General features: G+C 53.8%; 16 protein-coding genes. 2 read left to right on the plus strand and 14 right to left on the minus strand.

Going from position 1 to position 17393, the window contains the following annotated elements; translation table 11 throughout:
- Positions 1 to 6: 6 nt before the first annotated feature.
- From QZR17_RS00790 to QZR17_RS00820, 7 genes are read right to left on the minus strand one after another with little or no spacing between them, the layout of a single operon-like run.
- Positions 7 to 1278: a DEAD/DEAH box helicase gene (locus tag QZR17_RS00790; protein ID WP_297126446.1), complete on the minus strand. Its 1272-nt coding sequence runs from the start codon at positions 1276 to 1278 to the stop codon at positions 7 to 9.
- 16 nt (positions 1279 to 1294) lie between these two features.
- Entirely contained in the window at positions 1295 to 2095 is an 801-nt protein-coding gene (locus QZR17_RS00795; RefSeq protein ID WP_297126448.1) for a hypothetical protein, read from the minus strand.
- A 9-nt stretch (positions 2096 to 2104) separates the two neighbouring features.
- Positions 2105 to 4345, minus strand: coding sequence for a putative porin (locus tag QZR17_RS00800; protein ID WP_297126451.1), 2241 nt, complete (start codon positions 4343 to 4345; stop codon positions 2105 to 2107).
- Positions 4342 to 5721 carry a dihydroorotase gene (locus QZR17_RS00805; RefSeq protein ID WP_297126454.1) on the minus strand — a complete coding sequence of 460 codons (1380 nt, stop codon included), beginning with the start codon at positions 5719 to 5721 and terminating at the stop codon, positions 4342 to 4344. The genes QZR17_RS00800 and QZR17_RS00805 overlap by 4 nt, the downstream gene beginning before the upstream one ends.
- Positions 5681 to 6463 carry a polyprenol monophosphomannose synthase gene (locus QZR17_RS00810; RefSeq protein WP_297126456.1) on the minus strand — a complete coding sequence of 261 codons (783 nt, stop codon included), beginning with the start codon at positions 6461 to 6463 and terminating at the stop codon, positions 5681 to 5683. Before QZR17_RS00810 ends, QZR17_RS00805 begins: the two co-directional genes overlap by 41 nt.
- Complete coding sequence (locus tag QZR17_RS00815) at positions 6460 to 6801, minus strand: hypothetical protein (protein WP_297126458.1); 342 nt, start codon at positions 6799 to 6801, stop codon at positions 6460 to 6462. Before QZR17_RS00815 ends, QZR17_RS00810 begins: the two co-directional genes overlap by 4 nt.
- A gap of 38 nt (positions 6802 to 6839) precedes the next feature.
- On the minus strand, positions 6840 to 7160 hold the full coding sequence (locus QZR17_RS00820) for a septum formation initiator family protein (protein ID WP_297126461.1): 321 nt from the start codon (positions 7158 to 7160) through the stop codon (positions 6840 to 6842).
- A gap of 646 nt (positions 7161 to 7806) precedes the next feature.
- Between QZR17_RS00820 and QZR17_RS00825 the strand changes: the two genes are divergently transcribed.
- Positions 7807 to 9891: a S9 family peptidase gene (locus QZR17_RS00825; RefSeq protein WP_297126464.1), complete on the plus strand. Its 2085-nt coding sequence runs from the start codon at positions 7807 to 7809 to the stop codon at positions 9889 to 9891.
- A gap of 59 nt (positions 9892 to 9950) precedes the next feature.
- Here the strand turns inward: QZR17_RS00825 and QZR17_RS00830 are convergent, their stop codons facing one another.
- The 7 genes from QZR17_RS00830 to QZR17_RS00860 all read right to left on the minus strand — a co-directional run bounded on the left by QZR17_RS00830 (position 9951) and on the right by QZR17_RS00860 (position 16019).
- A complete protein-coding gene (locus QZR17_RS00830; RefSeq protein ID WP_297126467.1) occupies positions 9951 to 10628 on the minus strand; it encodes an RluA family pseudouridine synthase in 678 nt (225 codons plus the stop codon).
- Positions 10629 to 10632: 4 nt separating this feature from the next.
- Positions 10633 to 11382, minus strand: a complete 750-nt coding sequence (gene fabG / locus QZR17_RS00835; RefSeq protein WP_297126470.1) for a 3-oxoacyl-[acyl-carrier-protein] reductase — start codon at positions 11380 to 11382, stop codon at positions 10633 to 10635.
- Positions 11383 to 11395: 13 nt separating this feature from the next.
- On the minus strand, positions 11396 to 12034 hold the full coding sequence (locus QZR17_RS00840; protein WP_297126472.1) for a TetR/AcrR family transcriptional regulator: 639 nt from the start codon (positions 12032 to 12034) through the stop codon (positions 11396 to 11398).
- A gap of 5 nt (positions 12035 to 12039) precedes the next feature.
- Positions 12040 to 13362 (minus strand): ribosome biogenesis GTPase Der, encoded by a 1323-nt coding sequence (gene der / locus QZR17_RS00845; RefSeq protein ID WP_296161212.1) that lies wholly within the window; start codon positions 13360 to 13362, stop codon positions 12040 to 12042.
- A 44-nt stretch (positions 13363 to 13406) separates the two neighbouring features.
- Positions 13407 to 14309 carry a GTPase Era gene (gene era / locus QZR17_RS00850; protein WP_297126475.1) on the minus strand — a complete coding sequence of 301 codons (903 nt, stop codon included), beginning with the start codon at positions 14307 to 14309 and terminating at the stop codon, positions 13407 to 13409.
- Positions 14310 to 14320: 11 nt separating this feature from the next.
- Complete coding sequence (locus tag QZR17_RS00855) at positions 14321 to 15334, minus strand: beta-ketoacyl-ACP synthase III (RefSeq protein WP_297126478.1); 1014 nt, start codon at positions 15332 to 15334, stop codon at positions 14321 to 14323.
- Between the two features lie 229 nt (positions 15335 to 15563).
- Positions 15564 to 16019 carry a helix-turn-helix transcriptional regulator gene (locus QZR17_RS00860; RefSeq protein WP_297126481.1) on the minus strand — a complete coding sequence of 152 codons (456 nt, stop codon included), beginning with the start codon at positions 16017 to 16019 and terminating at the stop codon, positions 15564 to 15566.
- A 603-nt stretch (positions 16020 to 16622) separates the two neighbouring features.
- Here QZR17_RS00860 and QZR17_RS00865 point away from each other — a divergent pair.
- Positions 16623 to 17393, plus strand: coding sequence for a dihydroorotate dehydrogenase electron transfer subunit (locus QZR17_RS00865; protein WP_297126485.1), 771 nt, complete (start codon positions 16623 to 16625; stop codon positions 17391 to 17393).

Raw genomic sequence — 17393 nt, forward strand, 5'->3', positions numbered from 1 at the left:
TTGGTCTTATTTCTTAGATCGGTTACCGGGTCTTCTCCCACCTCTACCACGAGAGGATCCTCCTCGTCTACCGGAGCGACCCTTTCCTCTATCCTCTGAGGAGCTTGGCTTACCAGGCTTAAAGTCTGCCGGGAAGTCCGGTCGCTGCAACTTGTAGCCGAGGAATTTCTCGATCCTGGCAAATGAGTCCTTATCCCTCGGGGAGACAAAGGTGACTGCTGAGCCACCCAGGTTGTCTCCGCGCGATGTGCGACCAATGCGGTGGACATAGTCCTCCGGGTCGGAAGGCACGTCGAAGTTGATGATCAGCTCGATATTATCGATGTCGATGCCGCGTGAGAGGATATCGGTAGCCACGATGACGCTGGCATGTCCATTTCGGAAGCGGTGCATCACCTCATTGCGCTCCTCCTGGCTCAGGTCGGAGTGCATCTGCTCGACCGAGTGCCCTTGCATACGCAACATACGAGCAGCCTCCTTGACCCTCTTCTTAGCTGCGAGGAAGACGATGCACCTCTCCGGTCGCTGCTCATTGAGTAGTGATACCAATAGTGATAGCTTATCGTCATCGGACACAACGAAAGCGGACTGGCTGATGCTCTCAGGGGGACGTGAGATGGCGATATTGACCTCCTTTGGCCGACGCATAATCTTGCGGGCAAAGGTTCGGATCTGCTCCGGCATAGTGGCAGAGAACATCACGGTCTGCACACCTTTCTTTGGCAAGAGGGACTGGATCTTGAGTATATCCTCCGAGAAGCCCATATCCAGCATCCGGTCTGCCTCATCGAGGATGAAGAAGCTCACCTGTGAGAGGTCAACTGAGTTCATATCAATATGGGACAGCAGGCGCCCGGGGGTGGCTACGATAATATCGGCACCCTTGGCCAGCGCTCTGCGTTGCTGCTCATACTCTATGCCGTCGGTCCCTCCGTAGATCGGCTGAGCATTGACCTTGACGTAATAGGCAAAGCCATCGATCTGACGGTCGATCTGCTGCGCCAGCTCTCTCGTCGGCGCCATAATGACGCAATTGACGTGATCCTTTGGGTAATCCCCGTAGGCTAATTCGCTCAGGACCGGGAGTAGATAGGCAGCAGTCTTGCCGGTACCGGTCTGAGCACAGGCGATGATATCCTCACCGTCCATAATTAGGGGAATCGTTGCTGCCTGTACCGGAGAGGGCTTGCCATAGTTCATTGTCTCCACCGCATCCTCGACATCAGGGTGGAGACCAAAGTCATAAAAGGAGTCTATCTGTGACTCTTGCTTGGTCATATTTCTATCTTACGTACTATTGTTCTGTCGTATCTGTCTTGCGGATCCTCTGATTGAGGGTGTCTCTCAGACTCTCTGCATCAGACCTGATGAGCCATACCTGGGGTGCCTCCAGCGATATGTCAGTAACCACTCGGATCTGTGGAAAGCGCTCAGCCATCTCTTTGGCGAGGTTATGCTTCACCACCGCGAAGTAGATCTTCCCCTTTACCATCTCCAGCATCATCTCGAGAGGCGGCAGATCGATCTCGCATGGTCGGATGGCCGTATAGGAGATGTCGTGGAGGTTTTGGAGGATCAGGCGCACCTCCCTGTCCTCGGCAGAGTAGTAGACCTCCACGGGACTGGGACCACTCAGTACATCACCCCAGGAGAGACTGTCCTGCAGACTCATCAGTGCATAGTGCGAGCTACTGATTGGGTCTGTCGTGAGGAGGTCGGAGCTCTCCGATAGATCTGTGGAGGCTTGCTGAGTGGCTAGTATGTCGACCCTCTTCTCCCTCAGCAAGTCTGTCCCAAGGCTCTTCTCAGATACCGGCACCCATATATAGCTTATGCCGGTCAGCAGCCTGTCTGCCACCGCAGGCAAGCTTCCGGAGATCTCCCCCTTTTCATCGATCTCAAAGAGCCCCGGCTCCATTACCACCGCTATCCGTAGTGGATGAAGACTATCTCCTGTGGGGACTTGTGCCATCCTCTCTATCGGGCCAAGAGTCTCTCGCTGGGAAGTGCCTCGGCGAAGTACGATAAAAAGGAGTACCCCGAGGATCACCACGAGCGCCCCAATCAAGGATGCATAGGATCTACTGACCTTCATACTCGGGTATCAATTCTTTAGGTCCACAACTACACCAAACTGCACCTGAGGTGGGTAAGTGGGGTAGTAGGGCATAGTGAAGTGGTTAGGCTTTAATATCTGCGAGCCGACATTGTAGTATCTCACGAAGACGCGTGCTCGCTTGAGATGAAAATTGGCATACGCTGTCATCATAGGAGCGTCCCCACCGATAAGGATCTTATCCTGAGGGGTAAACATCTGTGTAGTCGGCTCATAGTAGGGTGCCGTATAGCTGCTGTGCCACTTGGCATCCACACCCACCTGCAGGGTCATCACCTTGGCAATGAGTCCGCTGAAGTAGAGATTGGCATACGCAGCAAACTCCGGCATCGGGATCACGTAGCTGTCGCTACTACTCTGCCAGACGAAGGAGGTCTCGAGATTGACAAACCTCCACCTTACTGCTTGGTCAAAGCCAGCACTGATCACTCTGACGTTGCCCTCATGCTGGATCGGCTGATAGGACACAGAGTCGACCTGATAGGGATGCTGGATCGTCTCCGCACGTACAAAGAGATGAGACTCTGTCGCAGGGATAGTAAGGTCAGCTCCGAGTCTCAGCCGCTGAGTATTCTTTAGGTCTCTATCCCAGGCGTGGAATGTACTCTTGAAGTGCTCCAAGAAGTAGGGTGGCACTGTATTGAGGAAAAGTCCATTCCCACTCAGGATCACGTTCCTCTTGAAGAGCTTCATCCTCAGATCCACGTTACCCCTCACATCGATCTCACCGGCGCGATAGCCCTCGACACCTACCTGTCCCTGCACATACCACTTCAGGTGCTTGAAGGAGTCGCTCTTGATCCTCCCACCGACGAGGGTGGAGTGTAGCTTGGACCCCTGCTCTTCGTAAGGGAGATCCAGTCGCTCAGCATCCTCAGGCAGGATGAGTGGCTGCTTATTGATCTGGTAGTCAAAGGAGGCAAAAGCGCTGATGCCCATCTTCGCCCACTTGTGGAAGCCCTCCATCAGCTCTACACCCACGGTATTCGATATGGTAGCGCTGCTGAAGCGTTCGTAAGGATAGTACTTCATCCCCTCCTGCTTGGGGATGAATTTCTCCTTAAATCGATCAAGCAAGGCAGGATCCTGAGAGACAAACTCGTGGCTGCCTCGCTCTATCGTCAGGTCATGGAAGATCGAGGTGACGGGGACGAAGACCTTCTTCACTACTTCGTCTTTCTCCTCGTTGTTGTCTTCGTCTCCCTTATCCTTCGGTGGTGCACTCCTCCTAAGTATCTTCTGCTCCTTAGGTGCTTCTGTCGGTGCTGCAAGGGAGTCGGGCTCAGTAGCCACTAACGGTGCTGCTGGTAGTGAGTCCTGCTTGGCTACTTCGTCCTTTAGTGGAGTCTTGGGGGGGGCGACCAACTTCCCATCCTTATCGTACTCTCGGTAGCGTCCGAGGCGATACCTGTGGTGAAGCCGTCCGCGACCATAGGAGGCGGAGTTCCAGGTGGACTTATATCGGGTCGGGATGTCGCGAGGTAGCAGCGTGCGTCGTCCGCCGGCTATCTCCTCCACATTGGAGATATACCTCATATCGGTGATACCGCCATTCTCCTGGTTGATGACGTTGGTATTCCCCACCTCGGCAAAGAGCTCATACCGCCCCTTGGTGTAGGAGCCAAAGATTCGATAGGTGAGCGCTTGGGAGGCGGTATTATTGTACACGCCATTGGCCTTGTCAATCTCGGCTTCCCCGCCGAGATTGACATTGGGACCCAGGTTTGTGGTAAAGAGGGCATGTAGGAGCTGCTCCAACTCGTTGGATCCGCCCAGCTTCTGCACGCTAAGGTAGGTGTAGGGTACCTTGGTGTCAAAGTACCTCGCCATAGTCCCTCTCCTGAGAAGGTGGAAGTAGGGCGCCAAGTAGTAAAAGTCTCCCCACTGGTCGATCGGCTGGTCAAAGTAGACTTTGGACTGATAGGGACCTGCATAGGTGCCTAAGTAGCTCTCCGCGACGCTCCTGCCCTCGATGTGCTCTCGCCTGAAGGAATTGAGCTTGAGGGTATCAATGGGAGCCGGTCGCAGGTCTCCCGTGCGACCGGTCAGGTAGTAGCTCTCGAGCGTCCCGTGCCGATCTGCATCGGTGTCGTCATTGAGTAGCGAGTCGGGGGCGATGATACGATCCCGAAGTTGCTTGTCGATGTCGATCTGTCCCAGTGCCCTTCCTCCACCGAGGAGCATAAGGCAGCAGGTAGCAAGGATAGGAAAAAGGCTACTCCTGCTCATCTCGGAAGTCGATTGCCAAAGGTGAGAGCTCTCTTCGAGCGGAGAGCAAGTGCCTCATCGAGCACTCCTCCTCGCACTACAGGAGCTCCATTAAGTATCGTCCCGACGACGCTGCTACGGAAGGTCTCTCCCTCAAAGGGACTCCATCCACACTTGCTTCGGATCACCTCCTTTGTCACGGTAGTACTCTTATGAGGGTCTACCAGCACCAAGTCAGCGTAGTAGCCCTTACGGATAAATCCTCGCTCCTCGATGCCGTAGAGTAGGGCGGGATTGTGTGCCATATACTCCACTACCCGCTCGATCGGGAAAATCCCCTCACGGACCAGCTCCAGCATAAGGGGTAGGGAAAACTGCACCAGCGGTCCGCCGCTCTTTGCTTCCAGGGCGCCGCCCACCTTCTCTTCCGGCAGGTGGGGCGAGTGGTCTGTCGAAACCACATCGACGAGGCCGCTATTGATGGCGGCTCTCAGGGCAGCTCGGTCGCGCTCGGTCTTGATGGCGGGATTCCACTTTACCCTTGCCCCAAGTCGCTCGTAGTCCTTATCGGTAAACCAGAGGTAGTGCACGCAGACCTCCCCGGTGATCCTCTTGCTGCCGAATCCCTCTGCTGTGCGAGGCCTCAGCAATGACAGCTCGTCCTCCGTGGAGAGGTGGAGAATGTGAAGTCTTGCCCCTGTCTCCTCCGCCATGGCGACTGCTCGTCTGCTACACTCATAGCACGCCTCTCGACTCCTGATAAGGGGATGAAACTTTACCTCCGGATCATCTCCGTACAGTGCAGTATACTTCGCCTTATTGGCCCGGATGATCTCCTCATCCTCACTATGGATGCAGATCAGTGTGGGACACTCCGTAAAGATCCGACGGAGCGTCTCCGGAGAGTCGACCAGCATATTGCCGGTGCTGGAGCCCATAAAGACCTTTACCCCTGGGGTGTGCTTCAGATCAAGCCTTGAGAGCAGGTCTACATTCTCATTCGTAGCGCCGAACATAAAGGAATAATTCCCCATCGACTCCTCCTCAGCGCGTCTCATCTTGTCCTCCCACGTCTCAAGTGTGGTGGTCTGAGGGAGGGTATTGGGCATCTCGGCATAGGAGGTGACTCCTCCCAGCAGGGCAGCGCCACTCTCCGAGGTGATCGAGCCCTTGGCGGTCAGCCCCGGCTCCCGGAAGTGGACATGCATATCGATCACCCCCGGTAGGCAGAGCAGTCCCTCTGCCTCGAGGACCTCATCAGCTGAGGGTAGGGGCTCCTCGTCGCGGATGATCTCCGTGATACGCTCCCCGGTGATCAGGATCGAGCCACGGAATGACTCGCCCTCATTGACGATCTCAGCGTCGTGGATCAGTAGTCTCTTCTCGTCTCTTCTCATATCCTGTTGTCTTGGGTATCTTGTGGGTGAGTGACCAGTAACGCATCTTAAGCACACCGAAGAAAGCTTCGCCAAAGATACCTGAGCTCATCTTGCTGACTCCCAGTCGCCTATTCACAAAGATAATCGGCACCTCCTGTATCCTGAAGCCACAGAGCGTCGCTGTGTACTTCATCTCGATCTGGAAGGCGTACCCCTTGAAGTGGATCTTATCCAAGTCAATCGCCCGAAGCACCTCGGAGCGGTAGCAGACAAAGCCTGCCGTGGCGTCATAGACCTTCATCCCCGTGATCGTACGGACGTAGAGGGAGGCAAAGTAGCTCATCAGCACGCGACCAAGAGGCCAATTGACCACATTGATACCGGTCAGGTATCTCGACCCCACCGCCACGTCAGCTCCGCCACTGTGACACGCCTCGTAGAGCTTGGGTAGAGACTTGGGATCGTGGCTAAAGTCGGCATCCATCTCCAAGATGTAGTCGTACTCGTGCTCGAGAGCCCACTTGAATCCAGCAATATAGGCAGTCCCCAGCCCCTGCTTGCCACTGCGACTGAGCAGGAAGACCCGTCCCGGTAGCTCCTCAGCGATCTTGGTCACCTCGGCACCGGTGCCGTCGGGCGAACCGTCGTCCACGACAAGGATGTCAAAGGAGGGATCGCTCAGCTCCAGCACAGCGGCCGTGATGGCACGGATATTCTCTATCTCATTATAGGTAGGTATGATGACAAGCTGTCGCGTCATAGTTTATTTTCCTTTTCTGTGTGACTGAGGGCAAAAAAAGTGTAGGCAACGAAGACCGTACCGATCACGAAGAAGAGGATCCACATACTCCTGCCCTCTACAGCAGAGCCCCCGGCAATCATGTACATAGCAGCACCGAGGAAGTTCATCCGCATCAGTCGCTTGGCACGTACCCCGAGAGTACTCACCCGACGGGCATCGGAAATATGGCTGATGATGATCAAGAGCCCGCCTGCAAAGAGGGTCCATCCGCCCACCTGGGGAAGCCAGATATGGAGAATGGCCCCGAGGGCGCAGGCTATCAAGCCTGTCGGGTAGAGAGTGCTACTGATGGTCATGTGTGGTCTCTTCTGACTACCACTCTGTAGGTCTGTCATTACTTCTTGTCCGGGTCTGTGAGCAAGTAGAGATCTTCGTCCTTCTCCTTCATTAGATAGCGCTCTCTCGCATACTTCTCGAGCATATCACGCTTGTACTTGATCTCATCAAGGTGTCTCTGAGACTTCTTGATCTCATCCTTGTAGTACTGATACTCCTCCTGCTTCTCCTTGAGCTGTCGGGAGGTCTTGATCTGAGACCAAATACTATGCTGACCAGGGACCACAAGCATAACGGCAAGTAGTCCGGTCATCAGGAAGAGTGGATTGACGTTGTAGAAGAAGTCTTTCACCCTATGCCAATATCCCTTAGCTGACATAATGGAAGTCTATATAAAGAGCCGATGAAGAGTTAGTCGAACGTTACTACTATCTGACTACAAAGGTAGCAAATAATCCGCCTCTGGTGGATGGAGAAGCGATATTGCAGAAAGCAGTCGTGTGCTCATAGGGGGTGGATCTTGATGAGTAGGTACGCATATTATAAGTCCACACTTCTTTCCGACCTGATGATTGCCTACAGGGATGCAATCTATGCGGAGCGAAAAAGCCCGAGTCAATCGTCCATCCTAACCGCCCATGGAGGCGTCTATCTAATACCGATATTAGAGAAGACTAATACCGGTATTAGACAAGACTAATATCGGTAAAAGAATTGAGCCTGCAGTCGGGGCGATTTTTCTGACATCTGTCGGTAGACAAAAAGAGTATGTCCGGTCTCTGATCAGGAGCCGGATGGTGGTGATAGGCCTCGAGGACTATCGCAAGCGCTTTGTAGTGCCGGAATAAGTCATCAATGCTGCTTTTAGTGTCTATTTGTCCGCTCCTATGAGGGGTATATGCCCCATTCGTCGCTCTCTGACTAACTTTTCTGACTGCTATGGTCGGGAGGTGTCGTAATAATTGTGTACTTTCGCAATTGTGAAGTACGAAGCACAAATACCTTTTTAATCATAACACGTACACATGTCAAAATTCTTATCCCTTATGACCCTTGCGGCGACCGGAGCACTTATGCTATGCTCTCCGGTGAGTGCAACAACGGCAAGTGAGACCGCCGGCGAGGGTAAAGTCTTCACCGCTGAGGCGATGCACAAGCTTTATCGCATCGGGGGCATCCAGCTCTCTCCGGACGGGAAGCACTTCATCTACACCCGCACTATGGCTCAGCTCGAGCAGAATAACTTCTACTCCGAGATCATGGTCGGTGAGACTGGTAAGCCTGGTAGCGGACGAGCCATCCTCGGCAAGAATGCCGGTCACTCTCCGATTTTCCTCGATGATCAGACGATTGCTTTTGTCTCCACAAAGGGCGATAAAGCTCAGATCGCTCTCTGCAACTTAGACGGCAGTAACCTCCGCGTGGTGTCGGACTATGACTTCGATGTGATCGACTTCCTTTACTCTCCCGATCGGAAGAAGGTGGTCGTCATCCGCGAGGTGATGCTCCCGGAGATCTCCAAGGAGGAGAACCCTGATCTCGGGAAGCAGACCGGGCATATCTACGACGACTTGATGTACAAGCATTGGGATGAGTGGAATGTCTCCGTGCCTCAGTCCTTCATCGCCACGGTAGGCACCGATGGCAATGTCTCCAAGGAGCTTCGCTCAATCCTCAATGAGGGCGAGCTCTTTGAGTTGCCGACCAAGCCCTTTGGCGGTACAGAGCAGCTGAGCTGGACCAAGGACAGCAAGCAGATCGCCTACTCGTGCCGTAAGAAGGTGGGCAAGGAATACGCTGTCTCGACCAATACGGATATTTATCTCTTTGACCTCCAGAGTGGCAAGACGACTAACCTGACTGAGGGGATGATGGGCTACGATACCAATCCCACCTTCTCTCCCGACGGGACTAAGCTCGCGTGGCTCAGTATGGAGCATGACGGCTGTGAATCGGACCTCCCGAGGATCTTCGTGATGGATATGAAGAGCGGGAAGAAGACCTTTGTCTCCAAGGACTATGAGTACTACCCACAGCAGCTGGGCTGGTGCTCTTGTGGTAAGAAGCTCCGCTTCGTTACCCCGGATCACGGCACGTCCAATCTCTTTAGCATCAATATCGAGACCGGGAAGGCTGAGCAGATGACAAAGTACGATCTCGCCGATGTGACGGGTTTCGCAGGCGAGGGTAAGGAGATGCTCCTCACCATACAGTCGATGGCTGAGCCGACCTCCGCCTTTGCTTACGATGTAGCAAGGGGGGAGGCGACGAAGCTGACCCCTGACAATGATGCCTTCCTTGCTGACTATACCAATGTAACTGTACAGCGTCACATCGTCAAGACGACCGATGGCAAGGATATGATCACTTGGTTCATCCTGCCGCCCAACTTTGACCCCAGTAAAAAGTATCCCACCGTCCTCTTCTGCGAGGGAGGTCCACAGAGCCCGGTGACACAATTCTGGAGCTACCGCTGGAACTTCCGCACCTTTGCCTCCGCTGGCTTCATCATGGTAGCGCCTAATCGTCGCGGCACCATCGGTAATGGTAAGGAGTGGACGGAGCAGATCTCCGGTGACTATGGTGGTCAGAATATCAAGGACTATCTCTCTGCGATCGACTATGCTGCCACACTGCCCTATGTGGATAAGGATCGGCTCGGTGCCACCGGTGCCAGCTATGGAGGATTCTCTGTCTACTATCTCGCCGGGCACCATGAGGGCCGCTTCAAGGCGTTCGCTGCTCACGCCGGGATGTTCAATCTCGATGCGCAGTATCTGGAGACAGAGGAGCTCTGGTTTACCAACTGGGACCTCGGTGGTCCCTTCTGGGAGACAGATAAGGAGCGAGTACGCAACTCTTACTCCTTCTCACCTCACCACTTCGTCGACAAGTGGGACACGCCGATCCTCTGCATCGCCGGTGGGTATGACTTCCGCATCCTCTACTCTCAGGGTATGCAGGCCTTCAACGCTGCTCAGCTGCGAGGCATCCCCTCTCGTATGCTTTACTTCCCCGACGAGAGCCACTGGATCCTGAAGCCACAGAATAGCGTCCTCTTCTATCGCACCTGGATCGACTGGATGAATAAGTGGCTCAATAAGAAGTAACACGAGCCCTACAAAGCAAAAGAGAGGCTGCCCGATCATCTCGGACAGCCTCTCTTGTATTATAGGTCTCGGACAGGATCCCAGACGGGGGTGGAGGGAAGTGGGGCAGTGAAGGTGATCGGCTCCCGTCGGACCGGGTGGATCAGCGTGAGTGAGCGGGCGTGGAGAGCTATGGACGCATCTGGGAGGGGGTGAGAGGCGCCATACTTGACATCACCGACGATCGGGCAGCCTATGGCTGCCAGCTGGGCACGGATCTGGTGATGCCGTCCGGTGTGGAGGTGGATCTCCAGTAGCGTCTGCCCTTCGGTAGGCTGAGCCACCACTCGATACTCCAGCACCGCCTCCTTCGACTCCTTTGTCCCCACGCGGACCGAGTAGCTCTTATTTTGATCCCTATTGCGAAGGAGATGGTGGGTCAGAGTGGCAACAGGACGCTCCGGGCGTCCCTCGACAAGGGCGAGGTAGACCTTCTCAAGGTCGTCCCTACGGCGAAAGGCGTCATTGAGTCGGGTGAGTGCCTTGCTGGTGCGAGCGAAGAGCACCACCCCGCTCACCGGTCGGTCTAGTCGGTGTGCCACCCCGAGGAAGACAGCACCGGGTTTCTTGTATTTCTCCTTTATATAGGCTTTACAGGTCTCTACAAGTGGTTCATCCCCGGTACGGTCCCCCTGTACGATCTCACCGGGAGCCTTGGAGACAGCGAGCAGGTGGTTGTCCTCGTAGAGTACCTCCATCGGATCAGAGTGCCATACCGCCACAGACCTGCAGCACCTGTCCGGTGATGTAGGAGGCGTCATCAGAGAGGAGGAAGGCAACTGCTCGGGCAACATCCTCCGGAGTGCCTGCCCGACGAAGCGGGATCTCTGCAGTCCACGCCTTCGTCTGCTCCTCGCTTAGCTGAGAGGTCATATCAGTCAGGATAAATCCGGGTGCGACCGCATTCACCCGGATGCCGCGACTGCCCACCTCCTTGGCGAGCGACTTCGTGAAGCCTACGATCCCGGCTTTGGAGGCGGAGTAATTGGTCTGACCGGCATTGCCGTGGAGACCAACGACCGAGGAGAGGCTGACGATGGATCCGCTGCGAGCGCGGATCATAGTGGGGAGTAGGGCAGAGGTGACATTGAAGACACTCTTCAGATTTGCACCGATAACGCTGTCCCACTGCTCCTCGTCCATGCGCATCAGGAGTCCATCGCGAGTGATACCGGCATTATTAACTAAGTAATCAATGGTGCCGAAGTCTCTGAGCACGTCAGCGACAAAGACCTTGGCTGCCTCGTGGTCTGCAGCATCAAGAGCGTAGGCCTTGGCCTCCACTCCCATTCCACGGAGCTCCTCCTCGAGAGAGGTAGTATTGGCATTGAGAGATCTGCCACAGAAGGCTATTTGGACGCCTCTCGAGGCAAGCTCAATACAGATGGCGCGACCGATGCCACGGCTTCCACCGGTGACGATGGCAGTCTTGTGAGTCTGAGTAGTAGTCATATCGTGTATTGGATTATTCTTTGTCCTCTGTCTCATTACCTATCCCCTTGAGGATAAGGTCGTAGACGATAAAGTAGGTGCGCATGAGCGACTCCCGTGAGCGTCCCAGCTGCCCCCGGATGTAGGGTACCTCGAGCCCCTTAAGGCAGGCGTGCAGGAGCATCGTGGTGCGGGTCGGGTCAATGGTGGGGCGAAAGTAGCCCCCTGCAATCCCCTCCTGAAGCATCTGGCGGATGAGGCGTCGCTCGAGTACATCGAAGCGCACTCTGGCCCGCTCGAGGGTGGCTATGTCATTGAAGAACTCAGCCTCTAGTGTCCCATTCCACATTACTACGTTATTGATCATCTCCTCACGGCGACCTATGTAGCGCATAAGTTTCTCCGGTGTGGGGACGGGCTGATTAACAAACTTCTCCAGCTCGCTGTAGAGGAAGTCAAACTCCTCCTTGATCACCTCCAAGTAAATGTCCTCCTTGGTGCTGAAGTAAGTGTAAAGGGTTCGACGACTCTTGCCGGCACTCCTGGCGATGCCATTCATCGTCGTGTCACGGAAGCCCAGCGAGGCGAAGAGGTCTCGAGCTACCTTGACGAAGTGCTGTCGAGTCCGCTCCGCCGTTGCTGTACGACGTTTCCGTTTCTTTACCTCAGCCATTGGGGTCACTTCTCTCGGAAGAAGATGTTGATCGGGGTGCCACTGAAGTCCCAGTTGGCCCGTATCTTATTCTCAAGGAAGCGCTTGTAAGGCTCTTTGATCCACTGTGGCAGGTTGCAGAAAAAGACAAAGCTCGGGACAGTAACACCGGGGAGCATGGTGATGTACTTGATCTTGATCATCTTTCCCTTGATCATTGGGGGCGGGGTGGCGCCTATGATAGGGAGGAGTACCTTATTGAGCTGACCGGTGGAGATGCGAGTCTTCCGCTTGGCATAGATCTCCTCAGCGAGGTCAAGGATCTTAAGTACCCTTTGCCTCGTCAGGGCGGAGATGAAAAGGATCGGGAAGTCGGTGAATGGAGCCAGTCGGGCGCAGATGGCTGCCTTGTAGGTCTCCATTACTTCCTTCCCTTTCTCCTCGATCAGGTCCCACTTATTGACACAGACGATGAGTCCCTTGTTATTCTTCCGGACGATGGAGTAGACATTGACATCAACGGCCTCAATGCCTTGGGTGGCGTCAAGCATTAGGACGCAGACGTCAGAATTCTCTATCGCTGTGATGCTACGGAGTACCGAGTAGTACTCGATGTCCTCGCTCACCTTCCTCTTCTCCCTCACACCAGCGGTGTCCACGAGGAGGAGGTTGTGGCCAAAGCGATCATAATGAGTGTAGATGGAGTCCCTCGTGGTGCCGGAGACATCGGTCACAATGTGGCGATCCTCATCCAATAGTGTATTAACTAAGGTGGACTTACCGGCATTGGGACGGCCAACGATGGCGAGACGAAGCATATCCGGTACCTTCTCCTCCTCGACGCTATCTTCCGGAAGCATCGAGACCAGGGCGTCGAGGAAGTCACCCGTGCCGGCGCCATTGGTGGCAGAGATTGGGTAGGGGTCCCCGAGTGAGAGGGCGTAAAACTCCGCAGCGTAGGCATCCATAGTAAAGTTGTCAGCCTTATTTGCCACCACCATAAGTGGCTTGTCTGTGCGACGAAGCATATTCGCAATCTCCATATCCAGTGGAGTGAGTCCCTCCTTCACATCGACGAGGAAGACGATCAGATCAGCCTCTGCAAGACCCATCTCTACCTGCTTATTGATGGCGGACTCAAAGGTCTCATCACTCTGACCGACCCAGCCACCAGTGTCGACTATGCTGAAGGAGCGCCCCTGCCACTCGCAGCGACCATACTGACGGTCACGGGTAGTGCCGGGGGTGTCGGAGACGATCGCTGTCCGGGACTCGGTGAGGCGATTGAAGAGGGTGGACTTGCCGACATTGGGTCGGCCGACAAGTGCTACCAGTTTGCTATTGGCCATAGGGTGTATCTGTCTATTGTGTTATCGGTAGTGAAATAGGTTACTCAGTTCTTGGACTCGTAACCGAAGGATCGGAGTGCCCGATCGCTGTTGCGCCAGTCATCGGAGACCCCCACTTCGAGGCGGAGGAAGATCTTCTTCCCGAAGAACCTCTCTAAGTTGCGCCGAGCAAGGGTAGAGACTTTCTTAAGCGCTATGCCACCCTTGCCGATGATGATCCCCTTCTGGGACTCTCGCTCGACAAAGATTGTCCCTGTGATGCGTATCAGATCATCGGACTCCTTGAAGGACTCTATCGCAACCTCGCAAGAGTATGGAACCTCCTCCCTGTAGTAGAGGAAGATCTTTTCGCGGATAATTTCCGAGACAAAAAAGCGCGCCGGTCGGTCCGTCAGTGCGTCCTCATCAAAGTAAGGGGGCGCCACTGGGAGCAGCTCGGGGATGCGCTCCTTGAGATAAGGGATACCGGCCCCATGCAGAGCAGCGAGAGGGAGGATCTCAGTGGCATTGGGAAGCCTGTCTCTCCAGCTCTCTATAAGTGCTGCCAGCTCATCCTGACTCATAAGATCCGCCTTATTGATCAGGATGAGGACGGGGATGTCAAGCTTAGCCACTTGAGCGACGAAGTCCGCATTCTTGTCCGCCTGCTCAATGGTATCTGTGACATAAAGAAGGATATCGGCATCCTCAAGGGCACTGCGTGAGAAGGAGAGCATATCCTCCTGCATACGATACTTGGGCTTAAGCACCCCCGGAGTGTCACTATAGACGATCTGCATACGATCGCTATTGACGATGCCGATAATGCGGTGCCTCGTCGTCTGCGACTTATTGGTGATGATGCTGAGTCGGTCCCCTACCAGCTGATTCATTAGGGTAGACTTGCCGACATTGGGATTGCCAACGATGTTGACGAAGCCGCTCTTGAAGTTTTCTATCTTATCCATCTCTATCACTCTTACACCTCCGGTGTGTCGTAAGCCCACTTAAGTAAGGCCGTTCCATAGGTGAGACCAGCCCCAAAGGCGGTCATTACTATATTATCTCCTCTTCGTATCTGCTTCTCACACTCACTGAGTACAATGGGTATAGATGAGGATGAGGTGTTGCCACAGTGCCCGATATTGACTAACAGTCGATCCATCGGTAGCTCAAGACGCTCAGCTACAGCACTCATAATCCTGAGATTGGCTTGGTGAGGAACCACCCATGCCACTTGATCCTTGGTGAGACCATTTCGTAAGAGCACCTCCTGCGACGTCTCACCCATAGTCGAGACAGCGCACTTGAAGATCACTCTCCCATTCATCTTGATGAAGTGCTCCCCATTCTCAATCGTCTCATGCGAGGCGGGTCGGGCGGAGCCTCCTGCAGGGATGATCAAGTCATCGCGGTGACCGATATTCTTATTCCCGATCAGGACGTCTATCACCCCCACCTCGTCCTCCGTTGGCTCGATAAGTGTCGCTGCACCACCATCGCCGAAGAGGGGGAGGGTCGACCGATCAGAGGGGTTGGCAAAGTAGCTATTCTTCTCTGCTGTCACCAGAAGGATCTTACGATACAGCCCACTCTCGACTAAGCCTCGAGCAATCTGCAACCCGAAGATAAATCCGCTACATGCAGCCTGAAAGTCGTAGCAAGGCACGCCATCCGGGATCCCCGCCTCGGCCGCTATGATGGATGCAGTTGATGGGAAGATGTAGTCCGGGGAGTTAGTGGAGCAGATCACCATATCTATCGTCGATAGATCCATTGGGTGGCGTCTTACCAAGTTACGGATCGCCTCTACGCCCAGCAAAGAGGCTCCCTCAGTGCGGTCTCTCAGTATGTGACGCTGATGGATGCCGACGCGTGTCGTGATCCACTCGTCTGAGGTGTCAACCATCTTGGCAATGTCGTCATTGGTCAATATATCCTTGGGCAGATAGTGTCCAATGGCAGTGATAGCAGCTCTGAGGTGCTTTGTCATATAATGCTATAGTGTGTACGTCTGTGCCGGAGGAAGGGAAAGGCACAAGTGTGCAATTGGCAAAACCTTCCCCTTTACAACGCCAAAGGTACAAATTTCTCATCTTATCTGATGAGTGTGCAATTTGCTTCCCCACACCACGTCCCGATGAGTATGTATAGAGGACAAGAATCGATCAAAAGACGCTCTCTGTCGTGCTTAGCTTTGCAAAGAGCATCCAGCGATAGCGTCACTGAGGGTCGATCGGGAGATCGCCTGGGCGTGAGGGGTAGAGTGTCTCGTAGGTATTGTCGTCATAGTAGATGATGACCCTCTGTACCCGCCTGACAGACACCTTCTCAAAAGGACCGAGTGAAGGAAGACTCCTTCTCTCAGTAGGTGCTTTTTCAGAGCCCGTCTGGGGCTCGGAAGTTGGTCCTGTAGTGGAGTCCGTCGCTACTGTAACACCTGGAAAGAGGGGGATCGTGGAGCTCCTCGCTCGCTCCTCACTATAGGCCTCAGTCCACATAGAGCCATTGCCATGTATGAGCCAGTCGGACTCGTACTGGGGGTACGTGCTGAGTATCTTCGTGATTACCTCCATACTGGGATTATTTCTCCCTGTAAGTACGTGATTCAGCGTCGATGTATTGATGCCGGTAGACTCTGCGAAGGCGGCTTGGGTGACTCCCTCGGTCTCTATCATTAGCTTAATTCTGTCCCTTATATCCATATATAAATGTGTAGCTTACGTCCGGGGTCGTATATATCCACGTCCACTATGCAAATATATATGTAAATATCGATACAATCCCACTTGTATGGGTGGATTAACGATCACAAGCATCAATGTATGTGTGCAGTCACTTAGAATAGTGTCAATGGTTATGTGATTAAATTAATGGTTTTCAAGATTCTATACTTCATAGAAACGTACTGCACAGTCACTCCGATGGCTGCGTAATCCGTGTAGGCTAGATTAATTCTAAACATTCGTCTGTAATTTAATGGTATTCATAGTTATGCGTCATATGATCGTGCGACTGTTCCCTGTAGATATTAGGGACTCAACTGTTCCACGATCGTATGCATTCGATCGCACGACACTGAGATCCATCCATACCAAATATCTAAATGTATACGTACAGTGGTTTGTATGCATGTATATATCAGTTTACTTATGTGGATATCCGAGTGATTTCTATAGCGGGAGTGTGGAGAGATAAGGTAATAATCGTAAATTTGGGAGTATGAGATGAACCTTGAATAGAGATCACAAGAGACGTGTGGGGGAGACATTGTGAAATATATGCGACAGATAAAAGACCTTAGTATGTCCGTGTGCGACATACGACACTTCAGCGATACGCTCTATGGCATACGTGTGGAGCCTATCGACAGGGCAGTGAAGGTGCCTCCCTTTGCTCCTGGTCAATTCGTGCAGCTACGCATCCATGCACCGGAGGTGCTACTGAGACGCCCTATCTCTATCTACGGAGGGGGTGAGGATCACTTGGACCTACTTATCCAAGTGGCCGGTAAAGCGACACGCTACTTGAGAGACGCTCCCAGAGGGACGAGCGTGGAGGTACTGGGACCACTTGGAAACCACTTCAGCGCTCCTATCGGAGAGAGTCCTCTATTAGTAGGTGGCGGAGTGGGCATTGCACCTCTCCTGACGATGGGTCGCCACCTACTCAGTCAAGGATACGAGCCGACTTTTCTCCTCGGAGCTCGCGCTGACAGTGCCTTTCCCGATCTCACCCCCTTTGAGGAAGTGGGCGAGCTTCTCATCACTACTGAGGATGGGAGCCTTGGCGAGCAAGGCTTCGTGACTGAGCACACTGTCTGGGGCAAGAGGACATTTTCTGATATATACTGCTGTGGTCCCACTCCTATGATGAAGGCGGTTGCAGATATCGCCCGTAGGAATAAGATCCGTTGCGAAGTGTCCCTGGAAAATATGATGGCCTGCGGCATCGGGATCTGTCTCTGCTGCGTAGAGCCAACGGTGCGTGGTAATGTATGCGTCTGTACGGAGGGACCTGTGTTTAATATCGAGGATCTATTGTGGCAATGA

This window comes from uncultured Porphyromonas sp. (assembly GCF_900541275.1).
Taxonomy (GTDB): Bacteria; Bacteroidota; Bacteroidia; order Bacteroidales; family Porphyromonadaceae; genus Porphyromonas_A.